This is a genomic window from Mycobacterium sp. IS-2888, assembly GCF_001954215.1.
In the GTDB taxonomy this organism is placed as follows: Bacteria; Actinomycetota; Actinomycetes; order Mycobacteriales; family Mycobacteriaceae; genus Mycobacterium.
The window spans coordinates 1-16,892 of the sequence record NZ_MBET01000123.1 but is presented as its reverse complement, the minus strand read 5'-3'; the positions used below and the strand labels follow the sequence as shown (position 1 = coordinate 16,892).

Annotated in this window: 14 protein-coding genes and 1 pseudogene; 6 read left to right on the top strand and 9 right to left on the bottom strand. The window is 66.3% G+C overall.

Translation table 11 applies throughout. The annotated features are described in order from the left end of the window. The first annotated feature begins 52 nt into the window (after positions 1 to 52). The 5 genes from A5745_RS23720 (at position 53) to A5745_RS23700 (ending at position 4,163) form a co-directional block, all read left to right on the top strand. Positions 53 to 790 (top strand): lytic transglycosylase domain-containing protein, encoded by a 738-nt coding sequence (locus A5745_RS23720; RefSeq protein ID WP_076060180.1) that lies wholly within the window; start codon positions 53 to 55, stop codon positions 788 to 790. 71 nt (positions 791 to 861) lie between these two features. Further along, positions 862 to 2,166, top strand: coding sequence for a phosphopyruvate hydratase (eno, locus tag A5745_RS23715; protein ID WP_076060151.1), 1,305 nt, complete (start codon positions 862 to 864; stop codon positions 2,164 to 2,166). Beyond that, positions 2,163 to 2,744 carry a septum formation initiator family protein gene (locus A5745_RS23710; protein ID WP_076119382.1) on the top strand — a complete coding sequence of 194 codons (582 nt, stop codon included), beginning with the start codon at positions 2,163 to 2,165 and terminating at the stop codon, positions 2,742 to 2,744. The genes eno and A5745_RS23710 overlap by 4 nt, the downstream gene beginning before the upstream one ends. Beyond that, a complete protein-coding gene (locus tag A5745_RS23705) occupies positions 2,737 to 3,225 on the top strand; it encodes a DUF501 domain-containing protein (protein ID WP_076119380.1) in 489 nt (162 codons plus the stop codon). Before A5745_RS23710 ends, A5745_RS23705 begins: the two co-directional genes overlap by 8 nt. Beyond that, on the top strand, positions 3,219 to 4,163 hold the full coding sequence (locus A5745_RS23700; protein ID WP_175879876.1) for a Ppx/GppA phosphatase family protein: 945 nt from the start codon (positions 3,219 to 3,221) through the stop codon (positions 4,161 to 4,163). The genes A5745_RS23705 and A5745_RS23700 overlap by 7 nt, the downstream gene beginning before the upstream one ends. A gap of 173 nt (positions 4,164 to 4,336) precedes the next feature. Here A5745_RS23700 and A5745_RS23695 read toward each other — a convergent pair whose 3' ends face one another. The 8 genes from A5745_RS23695 to A5745_RS23660 form a co-directional block, all read right to left on the bottom strand. After that, positions 4,337 to 5,017 carry a response regulator gene (locus A5745_RS23695; protein ID WP_076060159.1) on the bottom strand — a complete coding sequence of 227 codons (681 nt, stop codon included), beginning with the start codon at positions 5,015 to 5,017 and terminating at the stop codon, positions 4,337 to 4,339. After that, the gene (locus A5745_RS23690) at positions 5,014 to 7,590 is read right to left on the bottom strand and encodes a sensor histidine kinase KdpD (RefSeq protein WP_076119376.1); all 2,577 of its coding nucleotides are present in this window, start codon (positions 7,588 to 7,590) and stop codon (positions 5,014 to 5,016) included. Before A5745_RS23690 ends, A5745_RS23695 begins: the two co-directional genes overlap by 4 nt. Positions 7,591 to 7,602: 12 nt before the next feature. Then, a complete protein-coding gene (locus tag A5745_RS23685) occupies positions 7,603 to 8,490 on the bottom strand; it encodes a potassium-transporting ATPase subunit C (protein WP_076119374.1) in 888 nt (295 codons plus the stop codon). A gap of 1 nt (position 8,491) precedes the next feature. Further along, entirely contained in the window at positions 8,492 to 10,627 is a 2,136-nt protein-coding gene (kdpB, locus tag A5745_RS23680) for a potassium-transporting ATPase subunit KdpB (RefSeq protein ID WP_371337092.1), read from the bottom strand. A gap of 13 nt (positions 10,628 to 10,640) precedes the next feature. Beyond that, positions 10,641 to 12,311 carry a potassium-transporting ATPase subunit KdpA gene (kdpA, locus tag A5745_RS23675; protein WP_076119370.1) on the bottom strand — a complete coding sequence of 557 codons (1,671 nt, stop codon included), beginning with the start codon at positions 12,309 to 12,311 and terminating at the stop codon, positions 10,641 to 10,643. Then, a complete protein-coding gene (locus A5745_RS25170) occupies positions 12,311 to 12,400 on the bottom strand; it encodes a potassium-transporting ATPase subunit F (RefSeq protein ID WP_139329779.1) in 90 nt (29 codons plus the stop codon). The genes kdpA and A5745_RS25170 overlap by 1 nt, the downstream gene beginning before the upstream one ends. 261 nt (positions 12,401 to 12,661) lie before the next feature. Continuing rightward, entirely contained in the window at positions 12,662 to 14,176 is a 1,515-nt protein-coding gene (locus A5745_RS23665) for a cell wall metabolism sensor histidine kinase WalK (RefSeq protein ID WP_076119368.1), read from the bottom strand. Then, the gene (locus tag A5745_RS23660) at positions 14,173 to 14,946 is read right to left on the bottom strand and encodes a response regulator transcription factor (protein WP_076119366.1); all 774 of its coding nucleotides are present in this window, start codon (positions 14,944 to 14,946) and stop codon (positions 14,173 to 14,175) included. The genes A5745_RS23665 and A5745_RS23660 overlap by 4 nt, the downstream gene beginning before the upstream one ends. Positions 14,947 to 15,518: 572 nt before the next feature. On the opposite strand from A5745_RS23660, the gene A5745_RS23655 reads away from it, so the two are divergent. Beyond that, a complete protein-coding gene (locus A5745_RS23655) occupies positions 15,519 to 16,730 on the top strand; it encodes a PPE family protein (RefSeq protein ID WP_076119364.1) in 1,212 nt (403 codons plus the stop codon). 63 nt (positions 16,731 to 16,793) lie between these two features. Here the strand turns inward: A5745_RS23655 and A5745_RS23650 are convergent. Then, positions 16,794 to 16,892 (bottom strand): annotated as a pseudogene (locus A5745_RS23650) (type VII secretion protein EsxI); the annotation flags it as partial.

Here is a 16,892-nt window from a genome sequence, read left to right as displayed (position 1 = left end):
TGGGACGATGATTATGGGCGAAGTTGGTGCAGGCGAGCTTAAGGGGAGCGTGGTGTCGCCGAGGCGTTGGTTGCGCGCGGCCGCTGTGATCGGCGCGACCGCGATGCTGATGGCCTCCAGCTGTACCTGGCAGCTCAGCCTTTTCATTCCCGACGGCGTGCCCCCGCCGGCCGGCGATGCGGTGCCGCCGGTGAACACCCATGCCAGCGGCCGGCCCGCGGACCAGTTGCGGGAGTGGGCGCAGCAACGGTCGGCCGCGATGGAGATTCCGGTCATCGCGCTGGAGGCCTACGCCTATGCCGCCCGCGTCGCCGAGGTCGAGAACCCGAAGTGCCATATCGCGTGGACCACGCTGGCGGGCATCGGGCAGGTGGAGAGCCATCACGGCACGTACCGGGGTGCGACGCTGGCGCCCAACGGCGATGTGAGCCCCCCCATTCGGGGTGTTCGACTGGACGGCAGCGGCGGCACCCTGCGCATCGTCGACAGCGAGGAAGACACGCGTGGCTCGGATCAAGGCGCCGGGGTGGTGCGTGCGATGGGGCCGATGCAGTTCATTCCGGAGACGTGGCGGTTGTACGGGGTCGACGCCCACAACGACGGCCGCGTCAGCCCGGACAACATCGATGACGCAGCCCTTGCGGCGGCGGGCTATTTGTGTTGGCGCGGAAAGGATCTCGCCACACCACGCGGGTGGATAACCGCGCTGCGCGCGTACAACAACTCGGGCATCTATGCGCGGGCCGTTCGGGACTGGGCGACCGCCTACGCGTCGGGGCACCCGCTGTAGCAGGATGTATCGCTGACCCAGGCTTTACGCTTAAGGCGGCCGTCATCAGCTAACACGCAAGGAGAAACCCAGTGCCGATTATCGAGCAGGTCGGGGCCCGCGAGATCCTCGATTCTCGCGGTAACCCGACGGTCGAGGTCGAGATAGCTCTGATCGACGGGACGTTTGCCCGCGCCGCGGTGCCGTCCGGCGCGTCGACCGGCGAACACGAGGCCGTCGAGCTGCGCGATGGCGGCGAGCGCTACGGCGGCAAGGGCGTGCAGAAGGCGGTGCAGGCCGTGCTGGACGAGATCGCCCCGGCCGTCATCGGACTCAATGCCGACGATCAGCGGTTGGTCGACCAGGCATTGGTGGACCTCGACGGCACCCCGGACAAGTCGCGGCTCGGCGGCAACGCGATCCTGGGCGTCTCGCTTGCTGTGGCCAAGGCGGCCGCCGATTCCGCCGAGCTGCCGTTGTTCCGCTATCTCGGCGGCCCCAACGCGCACATCCTGCCGGTGCCGATGATGAACATCCTCAACGGCGGCGCGCACGCCGACACCGCCGTCGACATTCAGGAATTCATGGTGGCGCCGATCGGCGCCTCTCACTTCGGTGAGGCGCTGCGCTGGGGTGCCGAGGTGTACCACGCGCTGAAGTCGGTGCTGAAGAAGCAGGGGCTCTCGACCGGCCTCGGCGACGAAGGCGGTTTCGCTCCCGACGTGGCCGGGACCACCGCGGCACTCGACCTGATCAGCACGGCCATCGAAGCGGCGGGCCTGAAACCCGGCGTCGACGTGGCACTGGCCCTCGACGCCGCCGCCACCGAGTTCTACACCGACGGGACCGGCTATGCCTTCGAGGGCAGCACCCGCAGCGCCGAGCAGATGAGCGAGTTCTACGCCGGCCTGCTCGGCTCCTATCCGCTGGTATCCATCGAAGACCCACTGTCCGAAGATGATTGGGACGGCTGGGCGGCCCTGACGGCGTCGATCGGCGACCGGGTGCAGATCGTCGGCGACGACATCTTCGTCACCAATCCCGAGCGCCTCGAGGAGGGCATCGACAAGGGTGTGGCAAATGCGTTGCTGGTCAAGGTGAACCAAATCGGGACGCTGACCGAGACGCTGGACGCCGTCGTGTTGGCCCACCACAGCGGCTACCGCACGATGATGAGCCACCGCAGTGGCGAGACCGAAGACACCACCATCGCCGATCTGGCGGTGGCCGTCGGCAGCGGTCAGATCAAGACGGGCGCACCCGCCCGCAGCGAGCGCGTCGCCAAATACAATCAGCTGCTGCGCATCGAGGAGGCGCTCGGCGATGCCGCCCGCTACGCCGGCGATTTAGCTTTCCCGCGATTCGCGCTGGATCCGAAACAGGTCGAAATAGCTTGACGCCCAAGCCCGATCCGAAGCGCCGCTCCCCGGCATCACGCCCGGGCAAAGCCGGCGATCCGGCTCGGCGCCGTCGCTCCACCAAGACCGTGCGTGAGCACGTCGTCGAACCCATCAAGCGGCAGCTCGCCGAATCCGTCGAGCAGCGGTCGGACCAGCGGTTGGGATTCACCGCGCGGCGGGCCGCGGTGCTCGCCGCGGTGATCTGCGTGTTGACCCTGACCATCGCGGGCCCGGTACGCACCTACTTCGCGCAGCGCACCGAGATGAATCAGTTGGCCGCGAGCGAAGCCGCGCTGCGGCGCCAGATCGCCGATCTCGAGCAGAAGAAGGTCAAGCTCGGTGACCCCGCCTATATCGCGGCGCAGGCCCGCGAGCGCCTCGGCTTCGTGAAGCCCGGAGACATCCCGTTCCAAGTCCAGCTGCCGCCGTCGGCGGCGACGCCGCAGCCCGGATCCGATACGGCCAAACCCGCCAGCGGCGCCCCGTGGTACACGGCGCTGTGGCACACGATCGCCGATGCGCCGCATCTGCCACCGTCCAACACCCCGCCCACCCCCACGGCGCCCGGTGGTTGATCGTGCGGACCTGGAAGCGGTGGCGCGCCAGCTAGGCCGCGAGCCGCGCGGGGTCCTGGAGATCGCTTATCGCTGCCCCAACGGCGAACCCGGCGTGGTTAAGACGAAGCCGAAACTTCCTGACGGCACACCGTTTCCGACGTTGTACTACCTCACGCACCCGGTGCTCACCGCCGCCGCGAGCAGGCTGGAGACGACAGGACTGATGCACGAGATGACCGAGCGGTTGAGGCGCGAGCCGGAGTTGGCGGCGGCGTATCGGCGCGCGCACGAGTCGTATCTGGCCGAGCGTGACGCGATCGAGCCGCTGGGGACGGACTTTTCCGCCGGCGGCATGCCGGACCGGGTCAAGTGCCTGCACGTGCTGATCGCGCATTCGCTGGCCAAGGGCCCGGGGGTGAATCCGCTCGGTGATGAGGCGCTGGCACTGCTGGCCGGCGAGCCGGCGATGGCCCCCGTGTTGGTGGCGGGAAAGTGGTGAGCCGGCTCGCCGCTATCGACTGCGGTACCAACTCGATTCGGTTGCTGATCGCCGATGTCGGTGGCGGCCGCCTGCGCGATGTGCATCGCGAGACTCGGATCGTGCGGCTGGGTCAGGGCGTGGACGCGACGGGCGAGTTCGCACCGGAAGCTATTGCCCGGACCCGGTCCGCGTTAACCGATTACGCTGCGTTGCTGAAAGCGCACGGCGTCGAGCGGGTGCGGATGGTGGCGACGTCGGCGGCGCGCGATGTGGCCAATCGCGATGTGTTTTTTGCGATGACGGCCGACGTGCTGGGCCCGGTGCTCCCGGGCGCCGTTGCGGAGGTGATCACCGGCGCCGACGAGGCCGAGCTGTCCTTCCGCGGTGCCGTCGGTGAATTGGACCGCGCGCGAGGGCCTTTTGTCGTCGTGGACCTGGGTGGGGGTTCGACCGAAATCGTGGTCGGCGGGGACGAAGTGGTCGCCAGCTATTCGGCCGACATCGGTTGTGTCCGGCTGACGGAACGCTGCCTGCACTCCGACCCGCCCACACCGGAGGAGGTGGCGGCGGCCCGCCTGGTGGTGCGCGAGCGGCTCGACGTCGCGCTGCGCGCGGTTCCCGTCGAAGGCGCCCGGACGTGGGTGGGGTTGGCCGGCACGATGACCACGCTGTCCGCGCTGGCCCACAACATGACGACGTATGACTCTGCGGCCATTCATCTTTCGCGTGTCGCCGGCCATGATCTGCAAGGGGTTTGCGATCGGCTGATCGGCATGACGCGAGCGCAGCGCGCGGCGCTGCCGCCGATGCACGAGGGCCGCGCCGACGTGATCGGTGGCGGCGCGATCGTGGTCGAGGAACTGGCGCGCGAGCTGCGCACCCGGGCGGGTATCGATGAGCTGACCGTCAGCGAACACGACATTCTGGACGGCATCGTGCTGTCGATCGCCGGCTGAGTCACATCCGCCACACTGCTAACCGCGCGGAGGCGACACGCGTTCTGCCCCCTTATAGCGACAACTCCGTCGATGTCGTATCCGGCGTAGTTGCGGGCGGGCAGCCAAATTGTCGCTGTGAGGTGGGCAAAAAGCCAGCCAGCTTCCGGAGAGGCGCATGTCGCGGATGCGACTCACGCCTCGAAGCGATAGCCCATGCCCGACTCGGTCAACAGGTGTTTGGGATGCGACGGGTCATCCTCGAGCTTGCGTCGCAGCTGCGCCAAATAAACACGCAGGTAATGGGTTTCGGTGGCGTATGCCGGCCCCCAAACCTCCTTGAGCAGTTCCTCGCGCCCGATCAACTTGCCGCGGTTGCGGACCAGCACCTCGAGCATGCCCCATTCGGTCGGGGTCAGATGCACTTCGACGCCGTCTTTGGTGACCTTCTTGGCGGCCAGGTCGACGGTGAACGCGTCGGTTTCCACGACGGGCTCGTCCGTGTCGGACGCCGCCGCGTTGCGGCGGACCGCGGCACGCAGCCGGGCCAGGAACTCGTCCATCCCAAAGGGTTTCGTGACATAGTCGTCGGCGCCGGCGTCCAGCGCCTCGACCTTGTCCGACGAATCCGTGCGCGCTGACAAGACGATCACCGGCGCCGTGAGCCAGCCGCGCAGGCCACCCAGCACCTCGATGCCGGAGATGTCGGGCAGGCCCAGGTCGAGGATCACCACGTCCGGCTTGTGCTCGGCTGCCGCGCGCAGCGCACCGGCACCGGTCGACGCGGTGATGACCTCGTAGCCTCGCACGGACAAGTTGATCCGCAGCGCCCGCAGGATGTGCGGTTCGTCGTCGATCACCAACACCCGGGTCATCGTGGGCCGATCTGCTGCGGGGCGGCGAGTTCCACCACGACGGTCAGGCCGCCGCCGGGGGTATCGCTTGCCGCGATGGTGCCGCCCATGGCCTCGACGAAGCCGCGCGCCACCGACATACCCAAACCGACGCCGGTGGTGTTGTCGTGGTCGCCGAGGCGTTGGAACGCTTCGAAGATCTGATCCTCGGTTCCTTGCGGGATTCCGGGCCCCTCGTCGATGACGTTGATCAGGACGCGATCGCCCACCTGTCCGGCGTTGACCCTGACGATGCTGTTGGGCGCGTAGCGCAGCGCGTTGTCGATCAGGTTGGCAAGCACCCGTTCCAACAACCCGGCGTCGGCCATCAGCACGGCGTCGCCGACGTCGACCTTGACCCGATCGATGGCGGGTCGGTAAAAGCCGGTGGCGCCCTTGCCAATGCTGACCAGCGCGCGTTGCACCGTCTCCTCGAGATACACCCGGTGCAGGTCCGGTCGAACCACGCCGGCGGCCAGCCGCGAGGAGTCGAGCAGGTTGCCGACCAATGCGGTCAGCTGGTCGACGGACTCCTCGATGGTGGCCAGCAATTCGGCGGTGTCCTCGGCCGAGAACGCGACATCCTCGGCGCGCAGGCTGGATACGGCAACCTTGGCGGCGGCCAGCGGCGTGCGCAGATCGTGGCTGACCGCCGAGAGCAGGGAGCGGCGCAGCTCGTCGGCCCGCACGATCGCCTCGGTCCGGCTGGCTTCCTCGGCCAGTTCGCGCTGCCTGATCAGGCCCGCGGCTTGTTTGGCCACCGCGGTGAGCACCCGGCGGTCGCGCGTCGAGAGCTTCCTGCCGGCCAGCAGCATCCAGAACTCGTCGTCGCCGACCTCTATCGCGGTGTCAGCGGAATCCACGCTCACACAAGGATCTTTGCCCACGCAGGCGACCACGTAGCTCTTCTTTCCGCTGGCACGGTCCTCGTCGCCGGGCTCCCGAAGCATGCTGACCGCGCGCTGCGAGTATGTCTCGCGCACGCGTTCGAGCAGCGACTCGAGGTCCGCACCGCGCAGCACCGATCCCGCGAACAGCGTCAGCAGCTCGGCCTCCTGGGACGCGCGCCGCGCCTCTCGCGCACGATTGGCCGCAAAGTTCACCAGGACCGCGACGGCGACCGCGATCAGCAGCAGGACCAACTCGGTGATGGCGTTGTTGGGTTCGGCGATGGTGAAGCTGTGCCGCGGAGCTATCAGGTAGTAGTTCAGCAGCAACCCGGAGAGCACCGCCGAAAGCGCCGCTGGGGCAACACCTCCCAGTAGGCCCACCAACAGCACTCCGACGAAGAACAACGCGCTCTCGCCGCCGGTGTCCAGATAAGGGTCCAGCGTGGTCACCGTGACCGCGCAGATGGCCGACGGGACGATGAACGCCGCGAGCCAGGACGCGACGCGTCGCTCGTGGGGCGCGAGCGACCCAATGTGCAAGCCACGCTTGGATTCCTCGTGCGTGACCATGTGCACGTCGATCTTTCCGGAACGCTCGACGATCGTCTGGCCGATGCCCTCCTCGAAGATGCGCGCCCACCGGGGTCGGCGGGAGGTGCCGATCACCAGCTGGGTGGCGTTGTTCTCGCGGGCGAAATCCAGTAGGGCAGTGGGCACGTCGTCACCGACCACGGTGTGCAGGGAAGCGTCCAGGCTGTTCGCCAGCTCGCGAATCTTGCCCATCTTGCGGTCGGACACGCCGGCCAGCCCGTCGCCACGTATGACGTGCACCACCATCAGCTCTGCGCTCGATTTCGACGCGATCCGGGATGCCCGCCGCACCAACGTCTCCGATTCCGGACCCCCGGTGACCGCCACGACAACCCGTTCGCGCGCCTCCCACAGGTCGGTGATCTTGTTCTCGGCGCGGTACTTCGCCAGCGCGGTGTCCACCTGGTCGGCCAGCCACAGGAGCGCCAATTCGCGTAGGGCCGTGAGGTTTCCGCGTCGGAAGTAGTTCGACAGGGCCGCATCGATCCGGGCCGGAGCATAGACGTTGCCATGAGATAGCCTGCGCCGCAGCGCCTCCGGTGTGATGTCGATGAGTTCGACCTGCGAGGCCTCCCGCACGATGGAGTCCGGGATGGTTTCTTGCTGTTGGATGCCCGTGATCTGGGCGACGACGTCGTTGAGGCTCTCCAGGTGCTGGATGTTGACCGTGGAGATCACGGTGATACCGGCATCGAGCAGTTCCTCGACGTCCTGCCAGCGCTTGTGATTCTTGCTTCCCGGCGTGTTGGTGTGGGCGAGTTCGTCGACGAGGACTACTTGCGGATGCCGCGCGAGCACGGCGGGCACGTCGAGTTCGGGGAACCTGCCGCCCCGATATTCGACATAGTGCGGCGGGATGACCTCGATGCCCTCAATCAGCTCAGCGGTTTTCGCCCGACCATGGGTCTCCACGACGGCCGCCACCAGGTCGGTGCCGCGCTCCAAGCGCCGATGCGCCTCTCCCAGCATCGCGTACGTTTTGCCGACACCCGGGGCCGCACCGAGGTAGATGCGTAGCTCCCCACGCTTGGCAGGTTGGCCCGGGAGGCCGACGTCGCTCACGTCAACCATCATCCCCCCATGCCGCTAACCGGTGACCGGATACTTGTGATCGAGTTGCAGATTGAGTTCCAGCACGTTCACGCACGGCTCACCGAAGAAGCCAAGGGTGCGGCCGTTGCGGTACTGCGCGAGGACCTCACGTATCTGCTCCGGGGACACATGCCGGGCCTTGGCCACGCGGGCGACCTGGATGTCCGCGTACGCCGGTGAGATGTTCGGGTCCAGGCCGCTGCCGCTGGCGGTGACGGCGTCCGCCGGAACCCGCGGATCCGCCGGTGCGGTCCCGCGAATGGGCACGACCTGGCCGATCGAGTAGTCCTCGCCGGACTTCGCGCACTCGACCCGAACGCCTTCGTAGAAGTCCAGGAAAGGCCGGGGCGTCGTGCCGCACGGCTCGTTGACGCTGACGACTCTGGTGGGATGAGTGACATACCCGCGCGAATCGCGGGGGCCGATCACCGACAGGACGGCCCCGACGCCGCCGCCGGTGCAGAACGGACGTGATCCGTCGACGCCTTCGAGTTGGCCGATCGATGCGCTGCGGGAACACACCTGCGTCAGCAGGCTGGGCTTGGGCGGATCGCCCGGGACGTCGATCACGCTTTCGGGACCCAGGTTGCTGCCGCCGCTCGACGTCGGGTCATACCCGTTGCTGCCCGCGGCCGATGGCCGGCTCTGAAAGTACTGCGGCAACGGGTTGCCGGACGAGTCGGTGAACGACTGGCCAATCAGCTTGCTGCCGACCGGTTTGCCGCCCGCGGTGATGATCGAGCCCTGCGCCTTGTCGTGCAGCCCGGGAATCGAAGCGACCAACCAAATCAGTAGCGGATAGCCGAAACCGAGCAGCACGGTAAACACGAGCAGCGCGCGCAGCGCGGCCCAATGTTGCCGAATCACATTCCCAAACTTCATCTCAGGCCATCCCGGGAAGCAGTTGAACCAGCAAGTCGATGAGCTTGATTCCGACGAACGGGGCGACGATGCCACCCAGGCCGTAGATGTAGAGATTGCGGCTCAGCAGTTTGGCCGCACGGCTGGGCGTGTAGCGAACGCCACGCAGCGCCAGCGGAATCAGGGCGACGATGACGATCGCGTTGAAGATCACCGCGGACAGGATCGCCGATTGCGGACTGTGCAAGCGCATCACGTTAAGCAGGTCCAGGCCCGGAAAGATCGCCACGAACAGCGCCGGGATGATCGCGAAATACTTGGCGATGTCGTTGGCGATGGAGAACGTGGTCAACGCCCCGCGGGTGATCAACAGCTGCTTACCGATTTCCACGATCTCGATGAGCTTCGTGGGGTCGGAGTCCAGGTCCACCATGTTGCCGGCCTCTTTGGCCGCCGACGTGCCGGTGTTCATCGCCACCCCGACGTCGGCCTGGGCAAGGGCGGGGGCATCGTTGGTACCGTCACCGGTCATCGCGACCAGGCGCCCGCCCTGCTGCTCACGCTTGATGAGCATCATCTTGTCTTCCGGCGTGGCCTCGGCGAGGAAGTCGTCGACCCCGGCCTCATCGGCGATCGCCTTGGCGGTCAACGGATTATCGCCGGTGATCATCACAGTGCGGATGCCCATCAGCCGCATCGCGTCGAACCGGTCGCGCATGCCCTGCTTCACCACATCTTTGAGGTGGATGACCCCCAGCACTTCCGCTTGTCCGTCGGCCAGCCGTCCGACAACGAGCGGGGTTCCGCCGGCCGCGGAGATACCGTCGACGATCTCGCCCAGTTCGGCGGGTACCGTGCCCCCGTGACCGCGGATCCACTCGGCCACCGAGCTGGCCGCACCCTTGCGTAGCTGGCGCCCGTCGAGGTCCACGCCCGACATCCGGGTAGTCGCACTGAATTCCACCCACGCGGCGTTGGACAGCTCGCCGGGGGTCCGCGCGCGCAGCCCGTACGCCTCTTTTGCGTAGACGACGACGGAACGACCCTCGGGAGTTTCGTCGGCGAGGCTGGATAGCTGCGCGGCGTCGGCCAGATCCTGGTTCGTCACCCCGGACACCGGAATGAATTCCGACGCTTGACGATTCCCGAGCGTGATGGTTCCGGTCTTGTCCAGGAGCAGGGTGTTGACGTCGCCGGCCGCCTCGACCGCGCGACCGGACATGGCCAGCACGTTGCGCTGTACCAACCGGTCCATGCCCGCGATGCCGATCGCCGACAACAGCGCGCCGATGGTGGTGGGAATCAGGCACACCAGAAGTGCGACCAGGACGATGCCGCTGATCCCGTCCGCGCTCAGCGCCGGGGTGGCCGGAACACCGGGATTGTTGACCTTGGAGTAGATCGCGAGCGGCTGAAGCGTGGCCACCGCGAACACGAAGATGATGGTCAGCGCCGCCAGCAGAATGTTGAGCGCGATCTCGTTGGGCGTCTTCTGCCGATTCGCACCCTCGACGAGTGCGATCATCCGGTCGACAAAGCTCTCCCCGGGCTTCTGGGTGATCTTGACCACGATCCGGTCGGAGAGCACGGTGGTCCCGCCGGTTACCGCCGAGCGATCTCCGCCGGATTCCCGGATGACGGGTGCCGACTCGCCGGTAATGGCCGATTCGTCAACCGAGGCAATGCCTTCCACGACATCGCCGTCGCCGGGAATGACCTCTCCCGCAGTGACCACCACGATGTCGCCCTGCTGCAGTAGTGGCGCCGCCACTTCTTCGGGAGTGCCGCCGGAGCTGCCCGGCGTCCAGTCGTTGAGCCGATGCGCGATGGTGTCGGCTTTCGACTTGCGGAGCGTGTCGGCCTGCGCCTTGCCACGCCCTTCGGCGACCGCTTCGGCCAAGTTGGCGAAAATTACTGTCAGCCATAGCCAGAACACGGTGAGCCAGCTGAACCAGCTGCCGTCGCCGATCGCGAGCACCGTCGACCATGCGGCGCCGATTTCCACGATGAACATCACCGGGTTGCGCCACAGGGTGCGCGGATCGAGCTTGGCGAGCGCGTCGGGCAGCGACTTCATCAGCAATCCGGGGTCGAGCAACCCGCCCTGCAACTTATCGCCGGGTGCCTTGGCGCTCCGCCGGAGTTTGGGGGATGGGATTGTGGCGGTCACGTCAGTGAATCCCTTCGGCGAGCGGCCCGAGCGCCAGTGCGGGCAGGAAGGTGAGGGCAACCAGAATGACGGTCACACCCACTACCAAGCCCACGAACTGAGGCTTGTGGGTGGGCAGCGTGCCGCTCGACTCGGGGGTCACGCCCTGACGGGCGAGTGAACCGGCCAGCGCGAGAACCAGCATCATCGGCAGGAAGCGGCCGAACACCATCGCCAGGCCCAACGCGGTGTTCCACCAGACCGTATTGGCCGAGAGTCCGGCGAAAGCCGAACCGTTGTTGTTGGCCGCCGAAGTGAATGCGTAGAGGACCTCGGAGAGGCCGTGCGGGCCGGTGTTGGTCATGGCGGCGCGCTCACCCGGTAGCGCCATCGCGATGGCGGTGCCGAGCAGCACGATCAGCGGGGTGATCAGGAAATAGCCTGCGGCCAGCTTCATTTCGTGCGGGTTGATCTTTTTGCCGAGGTATTCCGGTGTGCGGCCGACCATCAAGCCGGCGACGAACACGGTGATGACGGCGAGGATCAGGATGCCGTACAGGCCGGAGCCGACGCCGCCCGGCGCGACCTCGCCGAGCTGCATGTTGAACATCGTCATCATGCCGCCCAGGGAACTGTAGGAGTCGTGCACCGAATCGACGGCACCGGTCGACGTCAGGGTGGTGGCGTCGGCGAAGATCGCGGAATCGGCGACCCCGAAGCGTTGTTCGACGCCTTCGGTCGAGGCACCCGCCGCGGTGGGGACGGTGCCGTGGTGCTGCAACTGGAACAGCATCATGAACGTGACGCTGAGAACGGCCAGGACGCCGACGACCGCCGCAATCGCGTAGCCCTGTTTCTTGCTGTTCACCATGCGGCCGAAGGTTCGCGGCAGCGAGAAGCTGATCACCAGTAGCAGGAAGATCTCCACCCAGTTCGTCCAGCCGGTCGGGTTTTCGAACGGGTGTGCGGAGTTGGCGTTGTAGAACCCGCCGCCGTTGGTGCCCAACAGCTTGATCGCCTCCTGGCTGGCGACCGGCCCGCCTGGGATGGTCTGGTGGACACCGGACAGCGTGGTGACGACCTGGTCGTTGAGATGGAAGTTCTGCACGACGCCGCCGGCGATTAGCACGATGGCTCCGAGGATGGAGATCGGCAGCAGGATGCGCAGCGTGCCGCGGGTCAAGTCCACCCAGAAGTTGCCGAGTTCGTGGGTGCGGTGGCGCGCGAAACCACGGACGAGCGCGACCGCGACGGCCATGCCGACCGCGGCGGAGACAAAGTTCTGCACCGCCAGACCGGCCATCTGCACCAGGTGCCCCATGGTGGATTCGCCGGAGTAGGCCTGCCAGTTGGTGTTTGTGACGAAGCTGACGGCGGTGTTCCAGGCTAGCGCCGGTGTCATCTTCGTCGCGGGGTCGTGTAAATGCAGCGGCAGCTTGCCCTGGACGAGTTGCAAGACGAACAGAAATACGACGCTGACCGCCGAAAATGCAAGCACGCTACGGGCATACGCGACCCAGCCCTGTTCGGCGTCCGGATTGGCCCCGATCAGGCGATAGATGAATTTCTCTGTGCGCGAATGCTTTCGGGAGCTGTAGACCCGAAACATGTAGTCGCCCAGCGGGATATGGACCACCGCCAGCGCGAGGACGAGTAACCCGAGGAAGATCAGCCCCGCCGCGGTCCCGCTCACTAGAACCGCTCCGGAAAGACCAGGGCCGCGCCCAGCAGCAGGGCGATGAGCACGGCCAGTATCAGGCCTATGGCGTTAGCGCTGCTCACGAGCCCAACTTCAGCGTCCAGCCGAGCGCGGCGAACACCGCTACGGTCAGCGCGAGGTACACCAAGACGCCCATCTTGTCTCCGTTCTGCGCCGGTCGTGCGCACACTTAACGACCTCATCGAGTCCGCGACAGCGTAGTCCTCGGAGGCAAAGGTCAGGTTGAAATTAACCGGACCGGATGGCGTCGGGCCGTTGGTTGACACTTTCCTAACGGCGCCACGGTGCGCCTTTACGGTTTCTTTACGCCCGGGCGCAGCAGACTAGGCGCTATCCGAGAGCGGGCCCTCGATCATGGGCAGCCGCACCCGAAACACCGTTCGGCCGCTGCCGGATTCGGCGGTGACCGAGCCGCGGTGCGCCTTGACGATCGAACTCACGATGGCCAGCCCCAGCCCAATGCCCGAACCGTCGGACCTCGTCGTGTCCGCCCGGACGAATCGCTCGAATAAGCGCGGCAGCAGCTCAGCGTCGATGCCGGGCCCGTCGTCGGCGACCGTGAGCTCCGCATAGGCCCCCTCGGCGCCGCTGCGCCGGCACGTGATCCCGGTGGTCACCGTGACGCCCGGCGGCGTGTGCACCCGGGCGTTGCTGAGCAGATTGCTGACCAGCTGGTGCAGCCGGTCCTGGTCTCCCCGGACCCATACCGGCTCGTCGGGCAGGTCCTTGACCCACTGGTGTGTCGGCGCCGCGACCGCCGCGTCGTTCACCGCGTTGACGACGAGGTCGGCCAGGTCGACGTCGTCGCTCTGGAGGTCTTGACCCTCGCCCAAGCGGGAGAGCAGCAGCAGCTCATCGACAAGCAACGTCATGCGTCTTGCCTCCGATTCGATGCGGGCCAGCGCGTATTCGGTGGTCGGTGGCAGTGCCGAACTGTCCTGGCGGGTCAATTCGGCATAACCCTGAATAGCGGCCAGCGGGGTCCGTAGCTCGTGGCTGGCGTCGGTGATGAATTGTCGGGTGCGCAGATCGGAGTCGACGCGATGCGCGAGCGCGCTATCCACGTTGTCCAGCAACCGATTCAGCGTGTGCCCGACGATCCCGACCTCGTTGTCCGGGTCGGTGTCCTCCGGCCGAACCCGGACGCTGATCCGGTGGTCGTCGTCGGTGAGCGGCATCGCGGCGACTTCCGCGGCGGTCGCCGCGACCCGGCGCAGCGGGCGAAGGGTGTAGCCGACAACCCACACCGTGAGTCCCGCGGTGATGAGCAGGGCGGCCGCGACAAGGGCCGTGGTGGTGATGTTTTTGCGTGCGATGATTCGGTCGGCGAGGTTCAGCGACACCCCGACGACCAGGACGTCGGATCCGTCGATGAGGCAGTCGACCCGGTAGGACCCCAGGCTGCCGAGCTTTTCGGTATGTGGCGGACCGTCGTGCCACTGTTGTCCTTCGATTGCGCGGACGACGTCGGCCGGCGCGGGTCGGGGTTCGTCTTCGGAGAAGACCGCCGAGCCGATCACCACGCCGTCGCGCACCACGGCGATGAGGTTTCCCGGGGTTTGCCCGGTGAACTCAAGCAACGCCTCCGATACCGGGGCGTTGGCTCGGTGTCCCGACGCATGGTCGCCGCTGCGGTATCTGCTGTAGGAGTGGTTGAACGCGTGCAGCGATTTGGCTACTTCGGCGTCGTTCATGGTGGTGACATAGCCGCGCAGGCTCAGCACCGAGACCACCCCGACCGCCACCAAAACCACTGTGACGACTGCCAATACGCCGACCAGCAATTGGCGTCGCAAGGAGCGGGGAAACCACCGCGGGGTGTCGCGCTCGGCGGTCATTCCGGTGGCCGCAGCATGTATCCGACACCTCGGACGGTGTGGATCATCGGCTCCCTGCCCGAGTCGATCTTCTTTCTCAGATAAGAGATGTACAGATCGACGATGCTGGTGCGCCCGGCGAAATCGTAGTTCCAGACGCGGTCCAGGATCTCGGTGCGGCTCAGCGCGCGGCGTGGATTACGCATGAGGAAGCGAAGCAATTCGAACTCGGTCGACGAAAGTGAGATCGGCGTCCCGTCGCGGCTGACTTCGCGGCTGGCGCTGTCGATTCGAAGATCGCCGACTTTGAGCGCTTCGGGCGTCGGTGGGGTCAGCTGGCTGGAGCGGCGCAGCAAGCCGCGGAGCCGCGCGACGAGCTCCTCGAGGCTGAACGGTTTGGTCATGTAGTCGTCCGCGCCCGCGGTGAGCCCGGTGACCCGATCCATGACCGAATCGCGGGCGGTGAGGAACAGCGTGGGCGTGTAGGCGTCGGATTCGCGGATCCGCTGCAGAATTCGCAAGCCGTCGACGTCCGGAAGCATGATGTCGAGGACCAGCACGTCGGGGTTGACTCGTTCGAACTTCGCGATGGCTTCGCGCCCGTTGTGGGCGATTTCGACGACCCAGCCCTCGTAGTGCAGCGCCATCTTGACCAGGTTGGTCAACGCGGGCTCATCGTCCACCAGCAAAACTCGGATGGGGGATCCATCGGCGCGATAAATCCTGGGCAGCTGTCCCAGCATGGCCTGGCGCGGCCGCTGGCTGCCCGCGTATCCCGACGTTGTGGTCATGTTCCCATATTCTCCCAATACTCATATCCGATTGTCACGGAGTTCATAGAGTTCTCAAATCCAAGCGTCCGGGACGACGGACTGCCGGAGCCCGGGCATTTGTGAGTTTTGTATGAGTCGTATCAGCCAAGTTGAGAGGAATGTTTTCCTCAAAAATACTGGAAGGCAGCGCTGTTCGTGTGATGGAACTCGTCAACCACAAGAGGTAGGCCTTCAAATCAGCAGCGCTGGAACGGATTTCATTGAGTACCAAATGCCGCAGTTCAGCGGTCGCCGTCACTCCCCAACGGGAGCGCACGACGGCAGAGGACGACGGTGTCCTGTCTTTCGCAAATTCGAAGTTACTTCAAGTTACGAATTGTGTGAGTTTCCAGTGATTTTCGCACTGCGGTCGGTTTATGCACGATTACGGCCGTCAGTGGCGGCGGCTGGTGGGTTACAGCCTCCGCCTCTGCCAGCGATGCGACGGTCGCTGGGCTTCGAGACAACTCCCTTCCCCCGGTCAGCCGGATGGCGACGATGCCTGCCGATGTAGCCGGGACAGCAAACTCGTCGAGAGATAGGGCAGCGCGATGGATTTTGGAGCATTGCCACCGGAGGTCAACTCCGGGCGGATGTACATCGGGCCGGGGCCGACGACCCTGCTGACCGCGTCCGCCGGATGGCAAGCGCTGGCGGCCGGACTCCATGCCGCCGCCAGCCGCTACCAATCGGTGATCACCGGTCTGACCGACGAATCGTGGACGGGCCCGTCGTCCATGTCGATGGTGGCTGCCGTCGCGCCGTTCCTGGCGTGGATGACGGCCATCGCCGCCCAGTGTGAGGAGGCGGCCGGCCATGCCACCGCCGCGGCGGCCGCCTACGAAACGGCCTTCGCCCTGACGGTCCCGCCGCCGACGATCGTGGCCAACCGTGCTCAGCTGATGACGTTGGTCGCGACCAACCTCCTCGGGCAGAACACGCCGGCGATCATGGCCACCGAGGCGGCCTACAGCGAGATGTGGGCCCAGGACGCTACCGCGATGTACAACTACGCCGCCAATTCCGCTTCCGCTTCTGCCTTCACGACCTTCACGCCGCCGCCACAGACGACCAATCCGGGTGGGCCTGCCGACCAAGCGGGCGCGGTCGCCCAAGCGGCGGGCGCCGTCGCCCAAGCGGCGGGCGCGGTCGCCCAAGCGGCGGGTGCCAAGGCCCCGGCGACGTCGACACAGTTGATTTCCTCAGTGCCGCAAGCACTCCAGAGTCTGTCGACCCCCGGATCGTCGTCCGCCTTGGGGCTCTCGCCGACGGCAACGGGCGGCACCGCGGCTTCAGTGGGGTCATCGGGGCTGTCCGGCCCGCTCAGTGCCCCGTCGAGCAGTACCGATACGTCGGGCAAGACCGGCGCCGGGCTTGGTCTCGACGGGTATGGCCTGAGCCTGGATTTCGGGGGCTTGGGTTCGATTACCGGAACCGACGGGGGTGCCATGAGTGGTCTGGGAAGCCCAGGACATCTCGGGGGTGTGGAACCAAGAGCGTCGGCGAGCTTCGGTGATGCGACATCGCTGGGCACGTTGTCGGTGCCGCCGAGTTGGGCCGATGCGCTGGCGATTCCGGCACCGCAGCCCGTGCTCGATGCGAACGTCATGCCGGGTGGATGGGGCGCGATGCCGTCGCCGACAAGCGGCGCAGGCGTCTCCAAGTTGCCCTTGGGCGGGATGGTCGGGCGCGAGTCCGACGGCGCGATTCATCGAATCGGGTTCCGCTCCTCGCTGATTCGGCGTTCGCCGGTGGCAGGTTAGTCACGCACAAAAACCGGGGCCGCACACGGATCGGTGTGCGGCCCCGGTCTAAGGGTGCGTTTGTTAGGCCCAGCTGGACCCAACTGCGCTGTCGGTGCTGGCCATGTTGCTGCCGGCGGTCTGCACCTTCTGGCCGTGGGCGTTGGCCTGCTCGTAAATCAC